Annotated in this window: 11 protein-coding genes; 10 read left to right on the top strand and 1 reads right to left on the bottom strand. The window is 62.3% G+C overall.

Annotation, left to right across the window (positions count from 1 at the left end; genetic code table 11):
- Positions 1-116: 116 nt before the first annotated feature.
- Together ACIQ39_RS12735 and ACIQ39_RS12740 are read left to right on the top strand one after the other, a co-directional pair.
- Positions 117-947, top strand: a complete 831-nt coding sequence (locus tag ACIQ39_RS12735; protein WP_396434981.1) for a peptidylprolyl isomerase — start codon at positions 117-119, stop codon at positions 945-947.
- 10 nt (positions 948-957) lie between these two features.
- Positions 958-4071 (top strand): SwmB domain-containing protein, encoded by a 3114-nt coding sequence (locus ACIQ39_RS12740; protein WP_396434982.1) that lies wholly within the window; start codon positions 958-960, stop codon positions 4069-4071.
- 62 nt (positions 4072-4133) lie between these two features.
- Here the strand turns inward: ACIQ39_RS12740 and ACIQ39_RS12745 are convergent, their stop codons facing one another.
- Complete coding sequence (locus tag ACIQ39_RS12745; RefSeq protein WP_396434991.1) at positions 4134-4904, bottom strand: IclR family transcriptional regulator C-terminal domain-containing protein; 771 nt, start codon at positions 4902-4904, stop codon at positions 4134-4136.
- 136 nt (positions 4905-5040) lie between these two features.
- Here ACIQ39_RS12745 and pobA point away from each other — a divergent pair, with 136 nt between their 5' ends.
- The 8 genes from pobA to ACIQ39_RS12785 form a co-directional block, all read left to right on the top strand.
- Positions 5041-6234, top strand: coding sequence for a 4-hydroxybenzoate 3-monooxygenase (gene pobA, locus ACIQ39_RS12750; protein ID WP_396434983.1), 1194 nt, complete (start codon positions 5041-5043; stop codon positions 6232-6234).
- A gap of 237 nt (positions 6235-6471) precedes the next feature.
- Positions 6472-8556, top strand: a complete 2085-nt coding sequence (mutL, locus tag ACIQ39_RS12755) for a DNA mismatch repair endonuclease MutL (protein ID WP_396434984.1) — start codon at positions 6472-6474, stop codon at positions 8554-8556.
- A gap of 218 nt (positions 8557-8774) precedes the next feature.
- Positions 8775-10007, top strand: coding sequence for a multidrug effflux MFS transporter (locus ACIQ39_RS12760; protein ID WP_396434985.1), 1233 nt, complete (start codon positions 8775-8777; stop codon positions 10005-10007).
- Positions 10008-10013: 6 nt separating this feature from the next.
- On the top strand, positions 10014-11018 hold the full coding sequence (miaA, locus tag ACIQ39_RS12765) for a tRNA (adenosine(37)-N6)-dimethylallyltransferase MiaA (protein ID WP_396434986.1): 1005 nt from the start codon (positions 10014-10016) through the stop codon (positions 11016-11018).
- A gap of 303 nt (positions 11019-11321) precedes the next feature.
- Positions 11322-12260 (top strand): chromate resistance protein ChrB domain-containing protein, encoded by a 939-nt coding sequence (locus ACIQ39_RS12770; RefSeq protein ID WP_396434987.1) that lies wholly within the window; start codon positions 11322-11324, stop codon positions 12258-12260.
- A 10-nt stretch (positions 12261-12270) separates the two neighbouring features.
- Positions 12271-13650: a chromate efflux transporter gene (gene chrA / locus ACIQ39_RS12775; protein ID WP_396434988.1), complete on the top strand. Its 1380-nt coding sequence runs from the start codon at positions 12271-12273 to the stop codon at positions 13648-13650.
- 10 nt (positions 13651-13660) lie between these two features.
- Positions 13661-14632 (top strand): Fe-Mn family superoxide dismutase, encoded by a 972-nt coding sequence (locus ACIQ39_RS12780; RefSeq protein WP_396434989.1) that lies wholly within the window; start codon positions 13661-13663, stop codon positions 14630-14632.
- Between the two features lie 547 nt (positions 14633-15179).
- Positions 15180-17412, top strand: a 2233-nt coding sequence (locus ACIQ39_RS12785) for a hypothetical protein (protein ID WP_396434990.1), incomplete at its 3' end; no start/stop codon positions are given.

Raw genomic sequence — 17412 nt, forward strand, 5'->3', positions numbered from 1 at the left:
TGCTTCGTTTTTTACATCCCATCACCTTGGGCGTCGTCTTGTTGAGCGCTTGTGGCGGAGGTGGCAGTCCCGCACCTTCAACTCCAAACGATTCAGCCGACAACCCATTCGGTTTGATGTCTGCTCGGCTGCTGGCAGACAACGCGGTGCAGCTGACATTGAACCGCTTGGCCACCACCTCTGAGCGTTACTGCATTCGGCAAGACAGCCTTGCACCCGAAGCCTCGGACGCTTGTTTTTCTGGCCCCTCCTCGACGTCTGTGGTGCACAGCCAAGCCATCGCCAACCCTTCCAACACCCAGCGGGCGGTGTTCACCGCCTGGGTGCTTTCTGACAACACGGTGCAGCGCCTGGCCCGCCTGAGCTTGCCAGGCAGAACCTGCAGCGCCGCCGCTTACGCCAGTTTGGCCACAGCCGCCAGCACCTTGCCAGCGGTATGTGTGTTGACGGGCACCGGTACCGCTTTGAAAGAATCTGTTGTGTTGCTGGAGTTGGACAAGGCCCCCATCAGCACCAGTAATTTTCTGCGCTACGTGAACCAAAGCTTTTATGACCAAACCGTGTTTCACCGCTTCCTCAAAAGCAGCGTCAACGTGGTCCAAGGCGGTGGCTATGTCCTGAACGGCAGCGCTTACGCGGTCAAACCGCCGACCCAAACGGCCCTGGCTTTGGAGTCGACGGTCAGCACCGGTTTGAGCCATACCGCAGGCACCATCGCCATGGCCAGGACCAACGAGCCTGACACGGCCACGTCTCAGTTTTTTGTCAACACCACAGACAATTTGGGTTTCGACAGCACCGACTTGCGCAACGGCTACGCGGTGTTCGGTCGCTTTGTCCATGGCCTTGAGGGTTGGGCTGAGTTGCTCAGCTCGGTCAGCGGCGGCAATGAGGTGACCAACCCCAACCCGCCCGTGCAATTGCACTGGGCTTACCAAATTCAATGAAATCTCCGCCATGCGCTTGTCATCTGCTTCCCCTGCTGCCCTTGTCTTGTCGGCGCAAGCGCCCAGCCCGGCTCTGGCACCCAAGCCCAGAGCCTCCAGCACTGAAAAGCCCGTGAACTTGGGTCAAAAATCGGTCGCAGCAGAGCCATTGGCGCAGGTCCATGAGGCCTCGCAAATACCAGCACCAAAACCTAAAGCCACAAAGACCAAGGAGCCGAAAGAGGCCCCCGATTCCCTGGGTTTGCAAGAAGCTGACCTGCTTCGGGCCCAGCTGCCGCCTCACTCAGACGATCTGCCCGCGCTCGTCTTGGCGCAAGCCAGCGCCGAGGCACCCAGCGCCAGCCCTGAAGCCCCAAGCGCTTCGCCCGCGGTAACAACGCCCCCCGCTGCCAGCCCTGCCGGGGGGGCGGCCAAGCCCTTTGGCTTGCCCCAGCTGCAAGCCCCTTTGAGCGAACTCACCACGTGGTCGGGCGCTTCCTTTTTTGGTGCTGCGCCCGCCGGCGCGGTCTTGAGTGGCGCGCTGCTGGCGGTGGGTGCCCTGCATTCAGCCAGCAAAGACAAAGGCAACAACCAAGCCGATACCGATGCCGACGCCAGTGCCGAGATCCAAGCGCCCACGCTGCTCAGCGCCGACATCCGCAACAGTGCTGGCAACCAACTGGTTTTGCGCTACAACGAGAATTTGAGCAACGTGTTGCCAGCGGCCAGTGCCTTCCAGGTATTGGTCGATGGCTTCAGCATCCCTGTGACCACCGTGGCCCGTGGCAGCGACCAAACCAGCATCGTGCTGGGCTTGGGCATTCCTGTCACCACTGAGCGGCAAGTCTCGGTCAGTCTGCGAGACGGCAGCGAGATCAAAGACTTGAACGACAACATCGCCAACACTTTTCGCAACCAAGCGGTGACTGTGACCGATTTGGTCGCCCCCACTTTGCTTGCCACCCGGGCCTTCAACCACCCGGACCCCAGCGTTAACAGCGCGTTCATTGTTTTGCGTTTTTCGGAGCCCCTTTTGAGCACCAGCTTGCTCGACCCTGCCAGTTTCCAAGTTCGGGTTGGGGGCGTTTTGCAAAACATCACGGCCCAAGAGGTGCTGGGCGACTCGGTGCGTTTAACGCTGGGCGGGCCCATCACCGGGTCCAACCCCCTCATCAGTTTGAGCTACTCACCGCCATCCGACAGCACCCAAGCACTGCAAGACAATGCCAACAACTTGGCCGCGGTCATTGGCCCACTGGGGGGCATTGCCGTCTCTTTGAGCCTCGACACCACAGCCCCTGCGCTGGTCAATGATCTGGCGGTCGCAGCCACCGAACGCCAAGTGCGCGTGGTCCGGCTGCGCTTTACCGAAGAGCTGAATGCAGGCGAGTTGCCAACGGCAGACGCTTTCTCGGTCAGCGTCAGCAGTGGCGGCAACACCACCAGCGTGGCGGTGAGCAGCTTGAAATTGGAAGGCTCGGAATTGAGCTTGACGCTGGCCGACAGCGTGACCGATGCATTGGCTGGCTTGCGGGTGGCCTACACACCCCCCAGCACCGGTCTGCGGCTCAAAGACTGGGCAGGCAACCCAGCCGCCGCTTTTGAGCGAGAGGTCACGCTGATCGACACGATCCCGCCACTTTTGGTGGCCAGCCGATTCACCAACGAACGCACGCTGGAGCTGAGCTTCAACGAAGACCTTGCCAGCTTGGGCCCTGCTGCTGGCGCTTTTGGCCTGACCGCCAATGGCGGTACGCTGCTCACCCCCGTGAGCAGCGTGGTGTCGGGCAGAACGCTCAGCTTGGGCTTTGCCAGCGCCGTGCAAAGCGGCCAAACGGCCAGTTTGGTCTACAGCGCGCCCACCAACGATCCCAGCCTCCTGAACCGCGCTTTGCAAGACAGCTTAGGCAACGACAGCACGGGCTTCACGCACACCTTGGACACCACAGGCCCCAGCCTGGTCTCTGCCCAGACCAGCGAAAACGGCCTGCGCGTGCTGCTCAATTACAACGAAATATTGCTCAGCCCCAACGCCAACGGCACGCCGGTCATTCCTGCGGTCGCTGCCAATGCCTTTGTGATCTTGAAAAGCGATGGCAGCCGCATTGCTGTCAACGCCGTCACCATTGCGAACACACAGGTACAGTTGGACTTGGCCCGTGCCATCTTGCCAGACGACACCGTGAGCGTCGTCTACAACGCTCCTGCCGCCAACATAGGGGTGAACAATGCGGCCTTGCAAGACAGCAGCGGCAACGATGCGGCCGCTTTGGGCAGTGGTGTCACCGGTCAGGCGCTTGTCAACGCCACCGCGTTATCGGTATTTAGACCCCAACTGAACTCCAACACCGCCGCCTTGGATCAAGTGATCCTGCAGTTCAACGAGGCCATCACCAGCGACTTACCCCCAAGCAGCGCCTTCACGGTCAAGGCTGGCACGGCCACGCAAACCATCACAGGCATCACCCGCGACCCCGCCGACAACTCGAAATTGGTGTTGACCTTGAGCGGCAGCATCGACGATGCAGGCCCTTTGCTGCTGAGCTACACGCCACCCACCAGCAACCCAGTCAGAGGCAGCAGCGGCAAAACATTGGGCAGCATCACCGATCGAAATTTTGGCGAATTGATCACCTCCACCGCCGGTGCGGAGACTTTGACCGGTGCTGCCAACCGGGTGGACTACTTTTTGGGCAGCGCGGGCAACGACACCCTGACAGGCGCTGGCGGTGCAGATGTCTTTGTTTGGCCTGATTTCGCTGGCGCAGGGCCAGGCGGGTTCACGCAGACCTTGACGGACTTCGGCTTCAAAAGAGGCAATGGCGCTTTGCAAGGCAGCGCCGAAGCCGATCAGCTGGACTTGCGCCAGTTGCTCGATGCCTACTCACAAATCAACGAAAACCAGTTTTTGAGGGCCGTCAAAAACGCCAACAACAAATTGGTGCTCGAGATCGACCACAACGGCGGGACGACTTTCGAGCCTACGGCCAATTTGCTGTTCGACAACCTGACATTCACGACCAACGACCAGTTGCAGGTCAATGGCCAGTTCATCCCCCACACCGTCAACGCCATCAGCAGCAACCTGACACTGGCTAACTTTGTGGAACACCTGCGCATTGAGGGCCAGTTGACGCTGCTCTGAATTGGCTTGAACGCCCAGCTTGCGGCTTTTGGCGCGGCCACAAGCCCAGAGCTGGCGCCGCTCTACAACAAAGGCCGCAATTCACGCGCCGCCTGCTGCAGCAATGGCAGCCATTGCCGCTCAAGCATTGCAGCGCTCAATTGTTCGGCCGTGCCCACCACGTTCAGCGCCGCCAGCGTCTGGCCCTGCATGTTGCGCAGCGGTACAGCCAAAGCGTGGATGCCCAGCTCATGGGCATCGCGCGCCAGACTGTGGTCTTCGCGCCGCACTTGCGCGATCATGGCGCTGAACTGGCCAGCGTTCACCTCGGTGTGCGGTGTGATGCGCGCCAACTCGCATCCTTGCAACCAAGCGTCGAAAACGGCCACGGGCAGGTTGGCCAACAACACCCGGCCGGTCGAGGTGGCGTGCGCGGGCAAACGCGCGCCCAAATGCAGGCCATAGGCCAACAGCCGCACCGGCTCGGCCACCCCGGCGCTGCGCGCCACGATCACGCACTCTGCACCATCGAGCACCACCGCACTGAAAGCCGCTTGTGTTTGCGCCGCCAAGCGGTTCAAGGTGGGTTGCAGCGTGCGCGGCAAGCGCGAGCTGGCCAAGTAACTGCCCGCCAAACGCAGCACCCTGGGCGACAACCAAAAATAGGCACCATCGGTTTCCAGGTAAGCCAACTCGGCCAGGGTCAGCAAATGACGCCGCGCCGCCGCCCGCGTCAGCCCGGTGCGCTGCGCCGCCAGCGTGGCGTTCAGGCGTTGGCGCTCGGTGTCAAAAGCCTCCAGCACGGCCAGGCCCTTGGCCAGACCCAGGATGAAATCTGCTTTGGCCATGCGCATGCGGTTTTTGGGGGTCATCATTTTGCGCGATCATCGCACAAATTTTCCGATCACCGCGCAATCGAGACCCGGGCTCCAGCGCTCGAGGGCGCAAGCCCCTAAGCTGTGGTTCATAGAAAACACCTACAGCCAGCCCATGAGCACCACCCGCACCCAAGTCGCCATCGTCGGCGCAGGCCCCTCGGGTTTGCTGCTGGGGCAGCTTCTTTTCAAAGCCGGCATCGACGCCGTCATCGTGGAGCGCCAAAGCCCCGCACATGTGCTGTCGCGCATCCGCGCGGGCGTGCTGGAGCAAGTCACCATGGACCTTTTGGACGAAGCGGGCGTGGGCCAGCGCATGCACCGCGAAGGCCTGATCCACGGCGGATTTGATTTGCTCTTCAAGGGCGCGCGCCACCGCATCGACATGAACCAGCTCACGCGTGGCAAAAACGTGGTGGTGTACGGCCAAACCGAAGTCACCCGCGACCTGATGGACGCCCGCCAGGCACAAGGTTTGCCAACGGTGTACGAGGCGGACAAGGTGCAAGTGCACGATTTCGACAGCGCCAAGCCGCGCGTGACCTACGAAAAAGATGGCCAAACCCACGCCATCGCCTGCGACTTCATTGCGGGCTGCGACGGTTTTCACGGCGTGTGCCGAGCCAGCGCACCCCCAAGCGCCGTTAAAGAATACGAAAAGGTCTACCCCTTTGGCTGGCTGGGCGTGTTGTCCGACACGCCGCCCGTGCACCACGAACTGATTTACGTCAACAGCACCCGGGGCTTTGCCCTGTGCTCGCAGCGCAGCGCCACGCGCAGCCGCTACTACCTGCAAGTGCCCACCACCGACACAGCAGCGCAGTGGTCTGACGAGGCCTTTTGGGCCGAGCTGCGCCTTCGCCTGGACCCCGAGGCCTGCGCGCATTTGGTGACCGGGCCCAGCATCGAAAAAAGCATCGCCCCGCTGCGCAGCTTTGTCACCGAGCCCATGCGCTTTGGCCGCCTGTTTTTGGCGGGCGACGCCGCGCACATCGTGCCGCCCACCGGCGCCAAGGGCCTGAACCTGGCGGCCACCGATGTGAAGTATTTGCAGGCCGCCTTCATCGAGTTTTATGCCGAGCACAGCCAAGCGGGCATCCACGCCTACTCCGAGCGCTGCCTGCGCCGCGTGTGGCGTGCCGAGCGCTTTTCATGGTGGTTCACCAGCTTGATGCACCACTTTCCAGAAAACGGCGAGATCGGCCAAAAATTCCAAGACGCCGAGTTGGATTATTTGGTGCACAGCGAGGCGGGCTCGCTCAGCTTGGCCGAAAACTACGTGGGCTTGCCGCTGAACTTTGGCGAATGACCATGCCTTGTTCTCCCCTGCCATGGTCCAAAGCCCCATGATTTTTGCAGGCTGCTTTTTGCCGCATCCGCCCAATCACAGGGCTTGGACCGCTCAAGGCTGCGCGATGGTCACGGCATGCATCGATCGCCGCCCGCCTCGCCCTGGTGAGCTTGCGCGGCGGCGCAGCGGCGCAAGTGACGCAAGTGACGCAAGTGACGCGCGCAAACAGGCTGTCTGGGTGTCTACAATCTTGCGGTGACCACCCCAAACCACCAGGCGAACGCGCGCCGCCCCATCCGCGAACTGCCCGATGAACTGATCAGCCAAATTGCCGCCGGTGAGGTGGTCGAACGCCCGGCCTCGGTGGTGCGCGAATTGGTCGACAACGCCATGGACGCTGGGGCGCAGAGCATCACGCTGCGCCTGATGGGCGGCGGCACCCGGCTGATTGCGGTGGAGGACGACGGCGGCGGCATTGCGCCTGAGGAGTTGGCCACCGCCTTGAAGCGCCACGCCACCAGCAAGATCGGCACCCTGGACGAACTCGAATCGGTGCTGACCATGGGCTTTCGGGGCGAGGCGCTGGCGGCCATCAACTCGGTGTCCGAACTCAGCTTGCTCTCGCGCATGGACAGCCAGCCCAGTGCGTTCGCACTCGATGGCCAAAGCGGGGAAATCCGCCCGGCGGCCCGTGCTGTGGGCACCACGGTGGAGGTGAAAGAGCTGTTTTTTTCCACCCCCGCCCGGCGCAAATTTTTGAAAAGCGACAGCACCGAGCTGGCGCACTGCATCGAGGCGGTGCGCCGTCACGCCTTGGCCCGCCCAGACGTGGGCTTTGCCATTTGGCACGAGGGCAAGCTGCTCGAGCAGTGGCGCGTGCACCCGGGCGCAGCGGGGCTGGCGCAGCGGCTGGCCGATGTGCTGGGAGGCGAGTTTGTGGCCCAGTCCATTCCTGTCGACTTCCATGCCGGGCCGCTGCGGGTGATGGGCCGCGCCGGCCTGCCCGACGCCGCACGTTCGCGCCCAGACCACCAATTTGCCTATGTGAACGGCCGCTTTGTGCGCGACAAAGTGGTCATGCACGGCGCGCGCAGCGCCTACGAAGATGTGTTGCACGGCCACAAGCAACCGGCCTACGTGCTGTTCATGCAGATCGACCCCGGCTTGGTCGATGTGAACGTGCACCCGACCAAGATCGAGGTGCGTTTTCGCGACAGCCGGGCGGTGCACCAAGCGGTCAAGCACGCATTGGAAAAGGCGCTGGCCGCGCCGCGAGCGCACCTGCTCAGCGGTGCCCAGACCGACGCCGTGGGCACGGCATCACCGGGTGCTTTGGCCGCATCGGCCCCGGACTTTGAATTGAAAAACGGCCCGGCCCCTAGGGCCCTGCCCGAGTCGGCGGCCTGGCAGCAAAGCGGCATGGCTTTCGAGCGTGCTGGCCCTTCGACCTTTTCTGCACCGAGCTACAAACCGACCGACTTTGTGCGGCCCCGCGTGGACGGCGATCGTGCCATGGCCGACCTGAAAGCGCTGTGGAACCCGTCTGAGCGCAGTCAAGCGCTTGGTGCGCAAGAAGCCCGCCCTGCCGATTGGCCAGCCCCATTCGCGGCCGGAGACCGCTCCCACACAACACCACCCCCCGTAGGAGCGGTCTCTGACCGCGATCAGCCCCCGCCCTCCCCCGTAGGAGCGGTCTCCGACCGCGATCAGCCCTCGCCAAACGCCAACGCGGCCGACAACCCCTGGCCTCTGGGCCGCGCCGTCGCCCAACTGCATGGCGTGTACATCCTGGCCGAAAACAAACAAGGCCTGGTGGTGGTGGACATGCACGCGGCGCACGAACGCATCGTGTACGAACGCCTGAAAAACCAACTGAACGCCTCGGGCGCTGACGGCCCGCGCATTGCCAGCCAGCCGCTGCTCATCCCCGCCACCTTTGCCGCGCACCCCACCGAGGTGGCCACCGCCGAGGCCTGCGCCGAGGCTTTGGAACAATTGGGCATGCAGATCACACCCCTGTCGGCCAAAACCCTGGCGGTACGCGCCGTGCCCACCAGCTTGGCCCAAGGCGACGCGGTGGAACTGGCCCGCAGCGTGTTGGCGGAACTGGCCCAACACGACGCCAGCACCGTGGTGCAAAGGGCGCAAAACGAGATTTTGGCCAGCATGGCCTGCCACGGCGCGGTGCGCGCCAACCGCCGCTTGACGCTGGACGAGATGAACGCCTTGCTGCGCCAAATGGAAGACACCGAACGCTCGGACCAATGCAACCACGGCCGCCCCACATGGCGTCAGATGGCCATGCGGGATTTGGACGCGCTGTTTTTGCGCGGTCGGTGATGGGTGTTTCATCGTCTCAATTTGCATCCCAGACAGGCCATCATCTGGCTCCAACGCGTTGTCGGCTTGAATCCGGGTCGGCTGTGCCCGCCGCGCGAACTGCCCGATTGACCCAGCCCAGCGCGCATGCGGGCAGCCGTGCACCGGCCTGGCACAGCGCCGCGCCCTGAAGAAACCACTTCCCGCACAGCCGAAGACCCAAGAGCCCCGCCCTCAACATGCCCGCCAAAATCGTCGTCCTGCTCCTGGCCCTGCTGCTGGGACTGCAACCGGTCACCACCGACCTGTATTTGCCCGCCCTGCCCGCCATCACCGAAGGCTTTGGGGCCGGCATGGGCCAAGCCCAACTCACCCTCACGGCTTTGCTGCTCGCCTTTGGCCTGTCCCAATTGGTCTGGGGCCCCATGTCGGACCGCTATGGCCGCAGACCCATCTTGCTGTGGGGCATGGCCGCTTATGTGCTCGCCTCGGTGGCCTGTGCCTTTGCGCCCAGCATGGCCTGGCTGATCGCAGGCCGCGCACTGCAAGGCGTGGCCATGGGTGCGGGCGTGATGGCCGCGCGGGCCGTGGTGCGTGACCTGTATGCCCCGGCCCAAGGGGCCAACGTCATGTCGCAAGCGCTGACAGGCTTGGGCCTCATCGCCTGCGCCTGCGCGCCGCTGGGTGGCATCTTGACCGACACCCTGGGCTGGCGCGTGGCACTTTTGGCTTTGGCCGCGTTTGGGGTCGTCACCTTTGGCCTGCTGCTGTGGCGCTTTGAAGAAACCCTGAGCCAAGCCAACCCCAAGGCACTTGAACTGCGCGGCCTTTTGAAATCCAATTGGCAAATTTTGCAAAACCCCACTTTTCGCGCTTGGAACGCGCTGTCGACCGGCTCTTATATGGGCTTGTTCACCTTTTTGGCCAGCTCGTCCTTTGTCTTCACCCGCAGCATGGGCTACAGCAAAACAGCCTATGGTTTTTTCATGCTGAGCATGTCGCTGTCCTACATCGTGGGCACCTTTTGGTGCCGCTGGATGCTGCGCCGCACCAGCATCCACCGCACCGTGGGCGTGGCCGCCGTGCTCACGCTGTCAAGCGGCATCAGCATGGCCGCACTGGCCTATGCGGGCCGTGGCCAAAGCTGGTACGGCGCGGCCTGTGTGATGGGGCCCATCTACCTGTACATGCTGGGCCACGGCGTGCACCAGTCTTGCGGTCAAAGCGGTGCGGTGGCACCATTTCCTGAGCGGGCGGGCACCGCCTCGGCGCTGAATGGTTTTTTGATGATGCTGGGGGCCTTTTTCATGGGCAGCTGGCTGGGCACGCAAATGCACGAACCCGTCTTGGCGCTGGCCCATGGCCTGCTGCTGTGCAGCGTGTTCATCGCCGTGGTGGCCTGGACCGTGGTGCAGCGGCACGGGCGCGCAGCCCCACAAGTCCCACAAGTCACACAAGGCGCACGCGCCTGAGCCCGCATGAACTCGGACGCCCGCACCATCCCACAGCGGCCTGAACGGCCCCAGCGGGGCATCGACGCCATCGCCATCGTCGGCCCCACCGCCAGCGGAAAAACAGCAGCAGCACTGGCCCTGGCCGAGAGCTTGGCCCCACGAGGCGGCGCAGAAATCATCAGCGTCGACTCGGCCCTGGTCTACCGGGGCATGGACATCGGCACCGCCAAACCCAGCCCCGCCGAATTGGCGGCCGTGCCCCATCACCTGATCGACACGCTGGACCCACGGCAAAACTACAGCGCCGCCGAATTTGCCAAAGACGCCACCCGGCTCATCCAAGACATCGGCGCACGCGGAAAAACACCGCTGCTGGTGGGCGGCACCATGCTTTACCTGAAAGCGCTGCTCGAAGGCCTGAACGACGCCCCCCCAGCCAAGCCCGAGATCCGCGCCCAAATTCACCAACAAGCCGAGCAACTGGGCTGGCCCGCACTGCACGCACGGCTGGCCCAAGTGGACCCGGCCAGTGCCGCCCGCCTGGCCCCCGGCGACAGCCAACGCATCGGCCGGGCGCTCGAAGTCTGGACCGCGACGGGCCAGACCCTCACCTCTTTTCACCAAAGCGCCAAAGCCCAAGCGCCCGACTGGCGCATCCCCATCATCAGCCTGGAGCCGCTCGAGCGCGCCTGGCTGCACCAACGCATTGCCCTGCGCTTTGCGCAAATGATGGCGGCAGGCTTCATGGACGAGGTGAAGGCTTTGCGGGCCCGCGGCGACCTGCACCCCGACCTGCCCTCGCTGCGCTGCGTGGGCTACCGCCAAGCCTGGCAGGGGCTGGATGCGGGCTGGCGCGACGCCGAGATCTGCGAACGCGGCATCTTCGCCACCCGCCAACTGGCCAAACGACAAATCACCTGGCTGCGCAGCACGCCGCAGCGGCTGGTGGTGCAGGCCGAGGCGGCCGACGCGGTGCAGCAGGTGCAACTCGCGGCCATGCAGGCGCTGCGGGCTGAACAGCGCTTGTAGCGGGGACAAAGGCCTGTCGATCGCATCGCCCCTGACCGATCCTGCCGACATCGCCAAAGCACACACCCATCTCTGATGCCAGGTCTGCCTGCGCGGCCGAACGGCAAGGCAACACCTCGCACCGGCCCTTGACGAAGAGCCGCATCAAACCCAAGCCCTGACAGCGTCCTGCGCAATCAAGGGGCGGCGGTCAAGCCCTCTGCACACCCCTTGAAAATGCTCGGTTTTGGCTGGCTTTGCGTATTTTGATGGGCATCAATATTGAAGTACTTATTACCGCTTAAGTAGCGTACACCTCAAATCATGATGTCAATTTTGATCCTCACCTTGCCCACCCAGCCCAATGCGGTACGCGTGCGGGTCTGGCGCAACCTCAAGGCGCTGGGTTGTGGCGCACTGCGCGACGGGGCCTACCTGTTGCCACAGGCACACGCAGCTTTGTTCGAGCCCATCGCGGCCGAAGTGCTGGAGCACGGCGGCTGGGCGATGGTCTTGTCGCTCTCGCCCCACAAACCTGGCCAAGAAGAAGCGTTGATGGCCCTGTTTGACCGTGCACAGGCCTACGCCCTTTGGCGCGACACCGCCACGGCTTTGCAAGCTGATTTGCCCAACTTGGGTGAAACGGAGTCGCGCCGCCGCGCCCGGGCCATCGCCGAGGCGCTGCACGCCTTGCGCCGCATCGATTACTACCCCGGTGCCGCTTCAGCGCAAGCCACACACACACTGGACGCGCTTGGCCAGGCGCTGGACGCCCAGTTTTCAAAAGGTGAACCGCAAGCCCAAACTGACCACGGCATAGCGCGCCTCGATGTGCGCCAATTTCAGGGCAAGCGATGGGCCACCCGGGCCAGGCCCTGGGTAGACCGACTGGCCTGCGCTTGGTTGATCCGTCGCTTCATCGATCCCCAGGCCCGTTTTGTCTGGTTGGCCGTGACCGCACAGGGGGTGAGCGCGCCGCGCGGCACCGTGGGCTTCGACTACGACGGTGCGCGTTTCTCCCATGTCGGCGCGCGCGTGAGCTTTGAGGTGTTGCTGCTGGCCTTTGGCCTGGACAGTGACACGCGGCTGCAACACATGGCCAGCCTGGTGCACTTTTTAGATGCCGGGGGCATGCCCGTACAAGAAGCCGCTGGCCTTGAAAGCGTGCTGGCCGGGCTGCGCGAACTGCACAGCGATGACGATGCTTTGCTTGCAGCGGCTGGCGCCGTGTTCGACGCCCTCTACGCCGCACCACGATCTTGAGACCCACCACATGAACCCCAAGCATTCACCCAAGCCCCCAGGCAGCGCAGACCAGGTCGCTCCCGCTTCGGTCAGCTTTGCCCAGGCTTTTCGGTTTTGGCTACAACTGGGCTTCGTCAGTTTTGGCGGTCCGGCCGGACAAATCGCCATCATGCATGCCGAGCTGGTCGAGCGCCGCCGCTGGATCAGTGAAAAGAGATTTCTACACGCCCTGAACTTCTGCATGTTGCTGCCTGGCCCTGAAGCGCAGCAATTGACCATTTACATCGGCTGGCTGATGTTTCGCACCTGGGGCGGCATCGTCGCTGGTGTGCTGTTTGTACTGCCCTCACTGTTCATTTTGGTGGGCTTGAGTTGGGTCTACTTGCGCTTTGGCGATGTGCCGCTGGTGGCGGGTTTGTTTTACGGGCTCAAGCCGGCCGTGACCGCCTTGGTCATGCACGCGGCTCACCGCATCGGCACACGGACACTGAAAAATCGCTGGATGTGGGGCATCGCAGCGGCATCTTTTGCAGCGATCTTTGCGCTCGACACGCCGTTCCCGGCCATTGTGCTGGCAGCGGCGCTCATCGGTCACTTCGGCGCGCGGCGCTGGCCTGCCGTGTTTGCGCTGGGTGGCGGGCATGGCAATGCCCAACACCACTATGGCCCGGCCCTCATCGACGACGACACACCGACACCGGCCCACGCCCGTTTCTCGCGCAGCCACTTGGTCAAGGTGCTTGCGGTCGGCTTGGGCCTGTGGTTACTGACCATGGCGCTGTTGCTCGTTTTGAATGGCCTGCAAGGCACGCTCACGCTGATGGCTTGGTTCTTCACCAAGGCGGCGCTGCTGACCTTCGGCGGTGCCTACGCCGTCTTGCCCTACGTCTACCAGGGCGCTGTCGAGACCTACCAATGGCTCAGCGGTCCGCAAATGATCGACGGCTTGGCGCTGGGCGAGTCGACCCCCGGGCCGCTCATCATGGTGGTGGCCTTTGTCGGGTTTTTGGGCGGCGCAGCGAAAGAAGTACTGGGGCCAGACGCATGGTTTCTGGGCGGCGCTTTGGCCGCCGTGGTGGTGACGTTTTTCACCTTTTTACCCTCGTTCGTGTTCATCTTCGCAGCAGGCCCAGCGGTCGAGGCCAGCCACGGCAAGCTGGGCTTGACAGCACCGCTGTCGGCCATCACCGCAGCGGTGGTGGGCGTGATCCTGAACCTCGCGATGTTCTTTGCCTACCACGTGCTCTGGCCGCAGGGCTTTGGCGGGCATTTCGACAGCGCATCAGCCGTCATCGCTGCCGCCGCAGCGGTGGCGCTGTTTCGCTACAAGGTGGGCGTGCTGCCCTTGCTGGGCGTTTGCGCCATCACCGGTCTGCTGGCCAGCCCGTTTTTTTCACTCACCACCTGAAGGCGCTTTCATGAACGCACAGATCCAAGCCCTGCCTTTTGGCGTCGAGGCCCTGAACGGTCTCTCGGCCAAGCTCATCAACAGCCACCACCAGCACAACCATGGCGGCGCGGTCAAACGGCTCAACGCGATCCGCGAACAGCTCGCAGGCATCGACTTTGCCGCCGCGCCGGGTTTCCTGCTCAATGGCTTGAAGCACGAAGAGCTGATCGCCACCAACTCGATGCTGCTGCACGAGCTGTACTTTGACAGCCTGGGCAGTGACGGGTCATCGATGGAGCCCGCCTGCGCATTGGCGCTGAGCGCCAATTTCGGCAGCGTTGAACGCTGGCGCGAAGAATTCACAGCTTGCGCCAAAGCCCTGGGTGGTGGCTCGGGCTGGATGCTGCTCGTGTTTCAAGCACGCGAAGGCCGCTTGGTCAACCAGTGGGCAGCTGACCACACGCACGCGCTGGCCGGTGGCGTGCCCATCTTGGCGCTGGACATGTATGAACACGCCTACCACTTGGACTTTGGGGCGAACGCTGGCGCCTACGTTGATGCTTTCATGAGCCATATTCACTGGACGGCGGTTTATGCCCGCTACCAACATGCCGTCAGCTCTGCAAGCCACGCCTTGGGCATGAGCGCACAGGCGATGAAAGACGCCATGGGCGAGGCAATGGCTCAAGCATCGGGCGAGGCAAGGGCTCAAGCGATGGGCGATGCCATGTTGATCGATGTGCGCCGAGCGGCTGTGTTTGAAAAAGCCAGTACCCAGATTCGCGCTGCCACCTGGCACGACCCCGCCGAGCTGGACACTTGGGTGCGCACCATGCCAAAAGACAAACCCGTGATCGCTTACTGCGTCTACGGCCACGAGGTCAGCCGAGCAGTCGCGCTGCGCTTGCGCGCAGCAGGCCTGCAAGCCCATTTTTTGCAGGGCGGTATCGACGCTTGGCAAACCCAGGGCCTGCCCACCCAGCCCAAAAGTAGCCACTGAAAAAGCCCTTCCAACGGCCAACAGAACATGGGCGCGCTGATGGGACGCGCTTCTTTTTTGTCATCTCTGGTTTTTTTAGTCATCTCTGGCTCATCTTGTCATCCCGAGCGAAGACCCGAGGTTCAGTGTGCACTGCCGCCCTTTGCCAACACCCTCTGTGCTTGGTGGCTCTCGGCTCAGGGCCAGGACGGCTGAGACAACGGCCTCGATGACAGCCGCCTCAAGGGTGCAAAAGAACAGGTCAAGCTTAGCCTCAAGCACTGAAGACTTCACAGTGCCGCATCCATCAAAGTTGCGCGCAGGCCCGGCGGCGGTGTGGGCAGTGCCATGGCTTGGTGGTCTGCACAGCAGGCCGTGCGCCAGCCAAACACCCCGGTATCTGGCCAAAATTGATGGGGAAAAGTCTAAATATCACCAAAATTTTTGATTTACTTATTTTTAATCTATAAAATTCTGTTGCTAAACACTAGATTGACAAATTCACATTCAAATCACCCCTTTGCGTGCGTCCCCGTGTCGCCGCCTTGCCTGATTCCCAGACCTCAACATGTCCCCGATTCGATCCATCAGCGTTCGCAATAAAAATTCTGGCGAAGGGGTCCAGTTTCCGGTCGCTGGGCAAAAGCCGTCTTTTGCAGTGGCCCCAAAAGCCGCATTGACCGTGCATGTTGCGCTCAAAGAGGGTGCTGTCGAGCCCAAGCTCCAGCTCAAAAAAGTCGGCCATGACTTGGTGTTGGTGAGCGAGCATGACGAGGTTTTGGTGTTCACAGATTTTTACCTGGCGCCATCTGCATCGCTTGAAGCACTGTCTTTCGTCACGGCTGCAGGGGGCTCAATAGACCCATTGGCCTCTGACAATTTGGATGTGATCACCGCAAGCAACTCAAGCTCGGCTTCTGAGGGCGCTGCTGTCGCGATGGCGAGCCCGCTGCTCGGGCCTTTGGCCGGGCTGGCTGCTTTGTTGGGTGCTGGTGCTGGTGCTGGTGCTGGTGCTGGTATTGGTGATGGTGGCAATGCTGGTATTGATGATGATGCTGCGGCTGCTGGTGGCCATCCTGAACAAGCCGTGGCCAGCGTGGACTATCGGGTCTCAGTGGCATTGGGGCCCTTGATCGATGGTGGCGTGGGCGCCAAAGTGGTGTTTTACAGAGCCGACACAGGGGCCCCACTGGGCGAGACTGCACAGTTTGAAGACGGCCAATTTGTTTTCACAGACCGTTCGGGCTACCGAGGACACTTGCTTGTGAAAATGGTCGATGCTGACCGCGATCCAGACTATCTGGACGAGGCCACTAACCACGCGAGCCACATTGAATCTGAACTTTGGCTGTCCACCCAGATTGCGGCCAATGACCAAACCGTCAAGCTGACACTGTCTCCCCTGAGTACCTTGGCAGTGATGAAAGCCTTGGCTTTGCCTGCGGGCGATGATGTGTTGACCCAGCTGCTCAGGGCCGCGCCTGAGGCCGCTGATTTTGAGGCGGCAAACCGGGCTGTGGCGAGCGTTTTTCTGGGGTCAAGTGTTGACTTGGCCAGGCAATCTGTGGTGTTCGCTGTCACCCCGCTGGGCGCGCCCATGCAGCCCAATGCCTATGGCAAGGCCTTGGCGGTGATCTCTACCCTGGAGATGCAGGTGGGCTTGTCCACCCTGTCGGTCTTAGAGCTGCTCATGCAGTCACTGCGCAGCGACGGTGCAAACGCCTCCATGGACACTGGCTTGGGCGCTGTTTGGCTGCGAAATGCCGCGCTCGAGCCCAGCGCAGCGGGTCAAAAACTCTCCGCCAGCACACCCTTGGTCTTGGCCACTGAAGCCATGGCTTCAGTGCAAAGAACGACCAGCAACTTGGATCCGAGTGCGCTTGCAAAGCTCAACCCCGCAGAAATCCACTCGCACAGTGCCGCTTGGGTCAGCGGCCTGCACGCTGAGTTGCTGGCTGTTTTAACGCCCCTGCAGGTCAACGCCTTGGGCCTTCACATCCGTGCGCTGAGTCCAAGCGCCTTGAGCGGTTTGAGCAAGGCCGTTTTCAGCCGCCTCGAGCCTGCCCAATTGGCCGCCTTGACGGCCCCACAAGTGGCCCATTTGTCCGCCCAGCAAGTCAATGCATTGACGGCTCAGCAATTGCTTTCTTTGCAGCACAGCTTGGCTCACTTGCCCAGCTTGACGCCCCATGACAGCTTGGTTTTCAGCATAAACGGCATTGCCGAAGTCGCCGATCAGGGCCTGGCCAAAACCCTTGAACTGACGCTCTACTTTGATCGCCCGATGTACGGGCTCACATCTGGCAGCACCAACCAAGTTCTGCATGTGAACGGTCAGGCCCTCAACGCATCATGGAAAGGGCAAGACAACAGCCACTCACGCACACTGAGCACCCTTCTCAAGCCCGGTCTAGAGGGCCAAGTGCAGGTCAATACCCAGGCACTTCAAAGTTTGCTGACAGCGTCCACATTGCGCGATAGCCATGACTTTGGCTTGGCTTTTGTGGCCACGGCAGGTGTGATTCCTGAAGTCACCAACGGACCTGTGATCGACACCCAAGCCCCTTCAGCCCCCACACTGGTCTTGGGCGCGGGTGTGGGTGACGGTGCCACCATGGCCGAGGCCACAGCCACAGGCGGCGTGCTGACCGTGACTGCCGAATCCGGTGCCAGCACGGTGGTGCGCTTCACGCGCAGTGGTGGTGGCTCGTTGAGCAAAACCCTGACTGGTACAGGAGCGGCCCAAGCGGTGGTCTTGAGCGCAGACGATTTGCTCAGCTTGGGCGATGGCACAGTGAACG

Source organism: Limnohabitans sp., from assembly GCF_044361645.1.
Classification (GTDB): Bacteria; Pseudomonadota; Gammaproteobacteria; order Burkholderiales; family Burkholderiaceae_C; genus Limnohabitans_A.

Excerpts from the sequence above, each read along its gene's own strand:
- ACIQ39_RS12780 (WP_396434989.1), top strand. The coding sequence starts at position 13,661 with ATGAACGCACAGATCCAAGCCCTGCCTTTTGGCGTCGAGGCCCTGAAC.
- ACIQ39_RS12760 (WP_396434985.1), top strand. The coding sequence starts at position 8,775 with ATGCCCGCCAAAATCGTCGTCCTGCTCCTGGCCCTGCTGCTGGGACTG.
- chrA (WP_396434988.1), top strand. The coding sequence starts at position 12,271 with ATGAACCCCAAGCATTCACCCAAGCCCCCAGGCAGCGCAGACCAGGTC.
- pobA (WP_396434983.1), top strand. The coding sequence starts at position 5,041 with ATGAGCACCACCCGCACCCAAGTCGCCATCGTCGGCGCAGGCCCCTCG.
- ACIQ39_RS12740 (WP_396434982.1), top strand. The coding sequence starts at position 958 with ATGCGCTTGTCATCTGCTTCCCCTGCTGCCCTTGTCTTGTCGGCGCAA.
- ACIQ39_RS12745 (WP_396434991.1), bottom strand. The coding sequence starts at position 4,904 with ATGCGCATGGCCAAAGCAGATTTCATCCTGGGTCTGGCCAAGGGCCTG.
- ACIQ39_RS12770 (WP_396434987.1), top strand. The coding sequence starts at position 11,322 with ATGATGTCAATTTTGATCCTCACCTTGCCCACCCAGCCCAATGCGGTA.
- miaA (WP_396434986.1), top strand. The coding sequence starts at position 10,014 with ATGAACTCGGACGCCCGCACCATCCCACAGCGGCCTGAACGGCCCCAG.
- ACIQ39_RS12735 (WP_396434981.1), top strand. The coding sequence starts at position 117 with ATGTCTGCTCGGCTGCTGGCAGACAACGCGGTGCAGCTGACATTGAAC.